This window comes from Acinetobacter sp. UBA6526 (assembly GCF_002434875.1).
GTDB classification, from domain to species: Bacteria; Pseudomonadota; Gammaproteobacteria; order Pseudomonadales; family Moraxellaceae; genus Acinetobacter; species Acinetobacter venetianus.
In genome coordinates this window covers 579-8431 of sequence record NZ_DJLC01000193.1, presented here as the reverse complement: position 1 = coordinate 8431, position 7853 = coordinate 579, and the positions used below count along the sequence as shown (strand labels likewise).

Genomic DNA, 7853 nt, shown 5'->3' with positions numbered 1-7853 from the left:
ACGTGCTTCTTGTGTCATTTTAGCAAAGCTTTGTGCTGACTGAGCATTTAAAGTTGCACTATCTGCACCCGCCATATCGGCAAAAGAAGCGCAACCTGAGATAGTCATGACAGTTGCGGCACAAAGGCTTAAAGCCAATTTTTTCATACTTATTTGCTCCAAATCAGTATCTTATGAGTTTCATCGTAATATTGTAAATTATAAAAAATGTTGGAGGCGCTTTACATTCTGAATATCTCTATAATCATTGTAATTATGTAATCAAATTTCTGTGAATTTATAATTATCTGTACTAAACAATAAAAATTAAAGCCAGTGAAGAACACTGGCTTTGTTGAGTATCACAACGTTAGTAAGATTTATTCTTCGTCGTCAAACTCATCTTCAGAAAAGCTATTCTCTTCTAAAGAAGTATCAAAAATTAAAATAGCTTTACCATCTGTTTGAATCATGCCTTGATCTTCAAGTGTTTTAAGTACACGACCAACCATTTCACGAGAACAACCAACGATACGGCCGATTTCTTGACGCGTAATACGAATCTGACGACCATTCGGTAGGATCATTGCCTCAGGTTGAGCAGATAAGTCAATTAAACAGCGAGCAATACGTCCAGAAACATCAATAAATGCAAGGTCTGTTACTTTACGTGTCGTGTTTTTGAGACGACGAACAAGCTGAGCAAATACCGCATAACTTAAATCAGGGTATTGTTTGCTTAGCTCATGGAAGTTGTCATATGAAATTTCTGCAATTTCACAAACGTCACGAGTGCGTACTTCTGCGGTACGTTGTGGGTTCTTTTCAAAAAGACCCATCTCACCAAAGAAATCACCAGGATTTAAGTATGCAACCACGATCTCACGTTCATCATCTTCACGTAAGATAATTGACACTGAACCTTTTAATATTAAATACAGTGATTTTGATTCCATTCCAGCGTCAATAATCGTGGTGCGTTTAGGGTATCTGTTAATATGAGCACGTTTTAGCAGAGCTTTAACTGATTCAGGTAACTGACCTGGAGATAAAGCATCAGTGCTAAGTTGTGAAAAATTTGAAGTCATGCTTAAAATTTCCGAATTTGGATAAAACCGATCGCACAGACCCTTAAAAGAGCCTTTTCTACACAGAAGAGATGAAATTCCTTATCAACTCATTTTATGTTAGTGTACAAGAACAGAGTAAATTTATAACGTTTTTTGGGTAGTTGCAATGCAAACAAGTGTACATTGGTTAGAGAATGTTGCTTTTGAGGCAAAATCGGAAAGTGGCCACACTGTGGTTATGGATGGTTCTGCTGAATATGGGGGTGAAAACCGTGGCCCACGTCCTATGGAGTTGATTTTAATGGGACTTGGTGGTTGTGCTTCGTTTGATATTGTGACCATTTTAAAGAAATCTCGCCAAGATGTGACGAATGTCGTATGTCAGCTTAAAGCAGAAAGAGCTGATTCAATTCCAGCCGTGTTTACCAAAATTCATTTACACTTCGTTGTAACAGGAAAATCTGTAAAAGAGAAGCAGGTTGAAAAGGCTGTCGAACTTTCAGCTGAAAAATACTGCTCTGCGAGCAAAATGCTTTCTGATGGCGGTGTTGAAATTACACATGACTTCGAAATTATTGAAGCTGCTTAATACTTTATTGTTAAGTTTTTCTAAAAAGTGATCTATTGAATAGATCACTTTTTTTATGCTTATTTTAAAAATAATTGAGGATCTACACGTACATTATTTAAACTCATTCTCCAATGTAAATGCGGTCCTGTTACACGTCCCGTCTTGCCGACCAAGCCTAAAACTTCACCTTGAGCAATACGTTGACCTTTTTCAACATTAATTTTACTCAAATGGCAAAACATACTAATTAAGCCTTGGCCATGATCAATCAAGACTGTATTACCATTAAAGAAATAATTGCCAGTCCCTACAACTACACCATCTGCTGGTGCAACGACTTTTTGCCCAATCGGCGCTGGAATGTCTAGACCTGAATGTGGTGCACGTTCTTCACCATTAAAAAAACGTTTACGACCAAAAGAGTTGCTAAATTTTCCAGAAGTAGGTCTGATGAAATTTGGGAATTGTGTCCATGAACTCTGACTGAAAGAACTGTAAATATCATTTTGTTCTTTTGCTTCACGCGCGTAGCGGTCTAGTTGCTCCTGATTTGGATTGACATAGTCTTTATTTTTAACATTTAAGCGTTGTTCCGCGTATCGATAAGGTTTGATTTCAATCTGAATAGGATTCTTGTTGGTATTAAGAGTTAGTGTTCCGACTTGAGCAGAGAGAGGGATACCAAACACAGCATAATGTTGTTCATTCTCCTTACTGATGAGTACTGCTTTACCATCATAAGAGACTTGAGAGATGTCTTTTGATAAAGGGATCACGGCAATGCCACCAGCACGACGAGAGTCTTGAGGAAGTTGAGCAAAAAGTAATTGAATTGGAATCATACATGTTGCTGCGAGAATAATTTTTTTAAAGTACATCATCATCTTTTTTAGCTTGAAGCAAAACAATAAGCTAAAACCTTATTGATTAAAGAACAAGAATGGTTTTGTGCGAATATGCAAAGACTGAAAAATTATACAAAATATACTTGAAATAGATTATTTATATACCCATATTATTACTGAGTTTTATTTGGTTAAAATATTTTAAAACTTTGAAAAATATATAAAATTTATTTGAAATTTAAAAAATAGTTCCCATCTAAGTGTTAAGTTAAAAATTTGTTGTGAGGAATAACAAGAATGCGTTTTGAAAAATTTACAAACCGCTTACAGCAAGCACTCTCTGATGCACAATCTTTGGCAATGGGTAAAGATCATACTGCGATTGCAGGTATTCATATTTTGTCGACTTTACTTGAAGAACCAGCCAATCTAAGTTTGTTGCAACAATCAGGTGCTCGCTTACCAGAGCTGAAGCAAAAACTTGAACAGGCATTGCAAAATGCCCCGACTATAGCAAATCCAACGGGTGATATTAATCTAAATCCTGAAGCGGTAAAGGCACTGAATTTAGCTGACCGCTATGCACAGAAAGCAGGTGATGAGTTTCTATCGACAGATTGGGTGATGTTAGGGTTGGCTGAAACTGGTGAAACCAAAACGATATTGAACAGTGTTGGTGTAACGCCAGAAAGCTTACGTAAAGTAATTGAAAATATTCGAGGAAATGACAAAGTCATGAGCAATAATCATGAAGATCAACGTGACTCATTGAATAAATATACGATTGATTTAACTGAGCGCGCACTTGCAGGAAAGCTTGACCCAGTGATTGGTCGCGATGATGAAATTCGCCGCACGATTCAGGTGTTATCTCGTCGTACCAAAAATAACCCTGTCCTAATTGGTGAACCTGGTGTGGGTAAAACTGCGATCGTTGAAGGTTTAGCGCAACGTATCATTAATGGTGAAGTCCCTGAAAGTTTGAAGAATAAGCGTGTGTTGTCTTTGGATTTGGGTTCATTACTTGCAGGTGCAAAATATCGTGGTGAATTTGAAGAGCGCCTAAAAGCTGTCCTCAAAGATCTTGCAAAACATGAAGGGGAAATCATTCTGTTCATCGATGAGTTACATACACTCGTAGGTGCAGGTAAAGGCGATGGTGCGATGGACGCAGGTAATATGTTGAAACCCGCCTTGGCACGTGGTGAATTACGCTGTGTCGGTGCAACGACTTTAGATGAATACCGTCAATATATTGAGAAAGATGCAGCGCTTGAACGTCGATTCCAAAAAGTGTTGGTCGATGAGCCAAGTGTTGAAGATACCATTGCCATTTTGCGTGGGCTAAAAGAGAAGTATGCAACCCATCATGGAGTACAGATTTTAGACTCGGCAATTATTGCTGCTGCAAAAATGTCACATCGATATATAACAGACCGTCAGTTACCCGATAAAGCGATTGATTTGATCGATGAAGCAGCATCGCGTATCAAAATGGAAATTGATTCCAAGCCAGAAGCTTTAGATAAATTGGATCGCCGCTTGATTCAGTTAAAAATGCAACTTGAAGCAGTGAAAAAAGATGAGGATTCGGGCAGTAGAGCTGAAGTCAATCATCTTGAACAGCAAATTGCTGAAAAGCAAAAAGAGTACAATGATCTTGAAGAAATTTGGAAAGCTGAAAAAACACTGGTTGAAGGCGATAAAAAAGCACAAGTTGAGCTGGATCAAGCACGTAGTGCATTAGAAAAGGCAAAACGTGAAGGTGATTTGGCTGAAGCTGCACGTTTACAATACGGCGTGATTCCAGAGTTACAAAAGCGTTTGGAACAAGCAGAAGTTGCTGAGGAAAACGAAGAACCTAAACTGATTCGTACCAAAGTGACTGAGAACGAAATTGCCGAAGTGGTCAGTGCGGCTACAGGTATTCCTGTATCTAAGATGTTGCAAGGTGAGCGTGAGAAACTGCTTAATATGGAAGAGTTCTTACACAATCGTGTTGTCGGTCAGGATGAAGCTGTCGTTGCTGTATCTAATGCAGTACGCCGTTCGCGTGCAGGTTTATCTGATCCAAACCGTCCAAGTGGCTCTTTCTTATTTCTTGGTCCAACAGGGGTCGGTAAAACTGAGTTAACCAAAGCATTGGCGAACTTCTTATTTGACAGTGATGATGCCATGATCCGTATTGATATGTCGGAATTTATGGAAAAACACTCCGTGAGTCGCTTAGTTGGTGCTCCTCCGGGTTACGTCGGCTATGAGGAAGGCGGTGTTTTAACTGAAGCGGTACGCCGTAAACCATATAGTGTGGTGTTGTTTGATGAAGTCGAAAAAGCACATCCTGATGTATTCAATATCTTACTACAAGTATTGGATGATGGGCGTTTAACCGATTCACAAGGTCGTGTTGTCGACTTTAAAAATACGGTTATTGTCATGACTTCGAACCTAGGTTCACAAGATGTACGTGAATTAGGTGAGGGTGCAACTGATGATGAAGTAAGAGCTGTCGTCATGAATGCAGTTGGTCAGCACTTCCGTCCTGAGTTTATTAATCGTATAGATGAGTTAGTAGTTTTCCATTCGCTTCAAAAAGCACAGATTCGTGGAATCGCTGATATTCAGTTAGATCGTTTACGTTCTCGCTTGAGTGATCGCGATATGGGCTTAACTGTAGATGATACAGCCTTTGATATATTAATTGATGCTGGTTTTGATCCTGTATATGGTGCTCGCCCACTTAAACGTGCGATTCAGCAACAGGTAGAGAACAGCTTAGCTCAGAAAATTCTAGCGGCTGAGTTCCAACCAGGCGATAACATCTTGATAAAAGGTGAAAATGGTCATCTTGTTTTCGATAAAATGAAACTTAGTTAAGTTTAAATTTTAACGAATGATTAAAAAAGATGGTGATGAAAGTTACCATCTTTTTTTGTATACATGCAATTTATCTGATTTTTTCAGGAATATTACCAATGACATTGCGATTTTGTTAAAAGGTTGGTAGTTTCGAAACAAATAAGAAAAAAATTCAGGATGAATTGGAATGGAAAATAAGCAACATTATTACACAGGTATCGGTGTGATTTTGTTCATGGCTGTCTTGCCATCTACAGGGTGGTCTGCTCAAGCAATGACGGAAGGAAGTTTGGCACTTCAGACTGCATTACTGAATAATGCCTTACCAAGTATCATCCAAAAAGCAAAACAAGATGCGCTTAAACCCGATGAAGAACGCTGGCGTTCACAGCGTTTATTGAGTGATCGTAATTTACGTGAAATTCGTATCAGTATGCTAGAAGAAGGAGCATTATCTCCTTATGAAGAGGCTAAGAAAACATCTGTTTTAGATGTTCGAGAAAAGAAAAAAGCAACCATGAAACCCCATGATGTGCCTCCTGATCGCTATGTTATTTATGAATTTGAATCACCTAATATTAAAAGATATAACGTAACTATTAAGTGATCCAAAGTTAAAATTTATGACATTCCTAAATGTTGAATTTTCCAAGCACGGTGGATTTTTTGATTACGCTTAAAGTCTAAACCAATTGTTTCAGACGTAATTTCTTCAACTTTATAGAGTGCTTCAATTTCTTCATCTAACTCAAAACCACGATAGTTATTTGAGAAATAGAGCGTGCCATCACTTGTTAAGCGATTCATTGCTCGTTTAAGAAGAGATACATGATCACGCTGTACATCGAATGTTCCATAGAACTTTTTCGAATTTGAGAAAGTTGGTGGATCAATAAAAATTAAGTCATATTGTTCATGACCTTCTTTTAACCATTCAAAACAATCACTTGCAAAGAACATATGTTGTTCATCTGCATGGTCTACGGTTAAACCATTTAAAACAAAGTTCTCTTTTGACCAGCCGAGGTAGGTATTCGATAAGTCGACACTTGTTGTACTTGCAGCACCACCAAGTGCAGCATGTAAGCTTGCGGTTGATGTATAGCTATATAAATTCAAGAAATGTTTGCCACGAGCTTCTTTAGCAATTTTTAAACGAATTTGACGGTGATCTAAGAATAAACCTGTATCCAGATAATCGGTCAGATTCACCAAGATACGTGCATTGCCTTCTTGTACGATAAAACGTTTAGATGCAGTACTTTGTTTGGTGTACTGATTTGTTCCAGCTTGACGGGCACGGGTTTTAATAAAGATGGCATCACGATTTAGACCTGTTACTGCACGGATTGCAGCAAGGCCAAGGTTAAAACGTTTTTTTGCTTTCTCTGGATCAATTTTCTTAGGTGGCGCATATTCTTGAACGTGTAGCTTATCGCCATATAAATCAACTGCTAGATTAAAATCTGGCAAATCTGCGTCATATAAACGTAAACAGTAAACATTTTCTTTAACAGCCCATTTTTTCAAAGCTTGCATATTTTTCTGCAAACGATTGGTAAAGTCTTCAGCACCTTCGATTGGGTCAAATTGTTGCGGCTGCCAATTTGCCAAGAATGGTTGAGTGACAGTCGCAGGCTTTACTGTGCCAAAACGAATGTAAATCGGTAACTTACCATTCATCAAACGTAGGGTTAGTGGATCATTAAAAGCAAGAACATCTGCTTGTTCAACTTGTGCGGCAATAATTGCAGCACGTTGATTTGGAAAATTCTTTTGTAAAAGAGCAGAAAGACCTAGATATAAAGAACGATTAGATGCTTTATCTCCTAGGCGCTCACCATAAGGAGGATTCGTTACGATAAATGCTTTTTTACCTTCAGCATGGAAATCATCCCAATCAGCTAAAGTACGTTCTTCAATCTGGATTTGATCAAGAAGTTTTTCAAAGCCAGCAGCAATGATATTTTGACGCGTTGCTTTGACCGCTTCCCAATCAGCATCGTAAGCATAAAATTTAGGTAATAGTTGTTCTAATGCTTTTTCATGACGTTCTGCGGCTTCAGCTTTCAGTGATAACCATAACTCACGATCATGTCCATGCCAGCCATTAAAACCAAAACGACGGACTAAACCAGGCGCACGATCTGTCAAGATCAATAAAGACTCAATAATAAATGTGCCTGAACCACACATTGGGTCAAGAATAATATCCGGCTGATATTGGCTGAGTTGTGCTTTTTGTAAGATTGCAGCAGCTAAATTTTCTTTGATAGGTGCATCAGTCATATAGCGACGATAGCCGCGTTTATGTAAAGAATCACCAGATAAGTCCAAGCAATAGGTATGTTCTGTTTTACCTGCTAAAACATACAATGTAATTTCAGGTTGCTTAATATCAATACTTGGTCGCTTACCAACAGCTTCCATAAATGAATCAACAACGCCGTCTTTTACACGTAAAGTAGCGAATTGGGTATTTACTTTAATCTCACGTTCGACGTGTAAACGAACTGCAAAGGTACTCTG

6 protein-coding genes and 1 pseudogene are annotated in these 7853 nt (G+C 38.4%); 3 read left to right on the top strand and 4 right to left on the bottom strand.

Annotated elements, in window-relative coordinates:
• Nucleotides 1-147, bottom strand: a pseudogene (locus tag B4237_RS13175) (M48 family peptidase); the annotation flags it as partial.
• Nucleotides 148-359: 212 nt separating this feature from the next.
• On the bottom strand, nt 360-1067 hold the full coding sequence (gene crp, locus B4237_RS13170; protein WP_004880197.1) for a cAMP-activated global transcriptional regulator CRP: 708 nt from the start codon (nt 1065-1067) through the stop codon (nt 360-362).
• Nucleotides 1068-1215: 148 nt separating this feature from the next.
• On the opposite strand from crp, the gene B4237_RS13165 reads away from it, so the two are divergent.
• Nucleotides 1216-1638, top strand: a complete 423-nt coding sequence (locus B4237_RS13165) for an OsmC family protein (RefSeq protein WP_007482847.1) — start codon at nt 1216-1218, stop codon at nt 1636-1638.
• Between the two features lie 59 nt (nt 1639-1697).
• Here B4237_RS13165 and B4237_RS13160 read toward each other — a convergent pair whose 3' ends face one another.
• A complete protein-coding gene (locus B4237_RS13160) occupies nt 1698-2498 on the bottom strand; it encodes a M23 family metallopeptidase (RefSeq protein ID WP_278595658.1) in 801 nt (266 codons plus the stop codon).
• A gap of 264 nt (nt 2499-2762) precedes the next feature.
• Between B4237_RS13160 and clpB the strand changes: the two genes are divergently transcribed.
• Entirely contained in the window at nt 2763-5342 is a 2580-nt protein-coding gene (clpB, locus tag B4237_RS13155; RefSeq protein ID WP_278595598.1) for an ATP-dependent chaperone ClpB, read from the top strand.
• A 169-nt stretch (nt 5343-5511) separates the two neighbouring features.
• Nucleotides 5512-5931 (top strand): hypothetical protein, encoded by a 420-nt coding sequence (locus tag B4237_RS13150; protein ID WP_278595597.1) that lies wholly within the window; start codon nt 5512-5514, stop codon nt 5929-5931.
• Nucleotides 5932-5945: 14 nt separating this feature from the next.
• Here B4237_RS13150 and rlmKL read toward each other — a convergent pair.
• Nucleotides 5946-7853, bottom strand: a 1908-nt coding sequence (gene rlmKL, locus B4237_RS13145) for a bifunctional 23S rRNA (guanine(2069)-N(7))-methyltransferase RlmK/23S rRNA (guanine(2445)-N(2))-methyltransferase RlmL (protein ID WP_286943506.1), incomplete at its 5' end; no start/stop codon positions are given.

Bases quoted from the DNA above. Each gene is read 5' to 3' on its own strand.
- crp (WP_004880197.1), bottom strand. From the start codon at position 1,067: ATGACTTCAAATTTTTCACAACTTAGCACTGATGCTTTATCTCCAGGT.
- B4237_RS13165 (WP_007482847.1), top strand. From the start codon at position 1,216: ATGCAAACAAGTGTACATTGGTTAGAGAATGTTGCTTTTGAGGCAAAA.
- B4237_RS13160 (WP_278595658.1), bottom strand. From the start codon at position 2,498: ATGTACTTTAAAAAAATTATTCTCGCAGCAACATGTATGATTCCAATT.
- clpB (WP_278595598.1), top strand. From the start codon at position 2,763: ATGCGTTTTGAAAAATTTACAAACCGCTTACAGCAAGCACTCTCTGAT.
- B4237_RS13150 (WP_278595597.1), top strand. From the start codon at position 5,512: ATGGAAAATAAGCAACATTATTACACAGGTATCGGTGTGATTTTGTTC.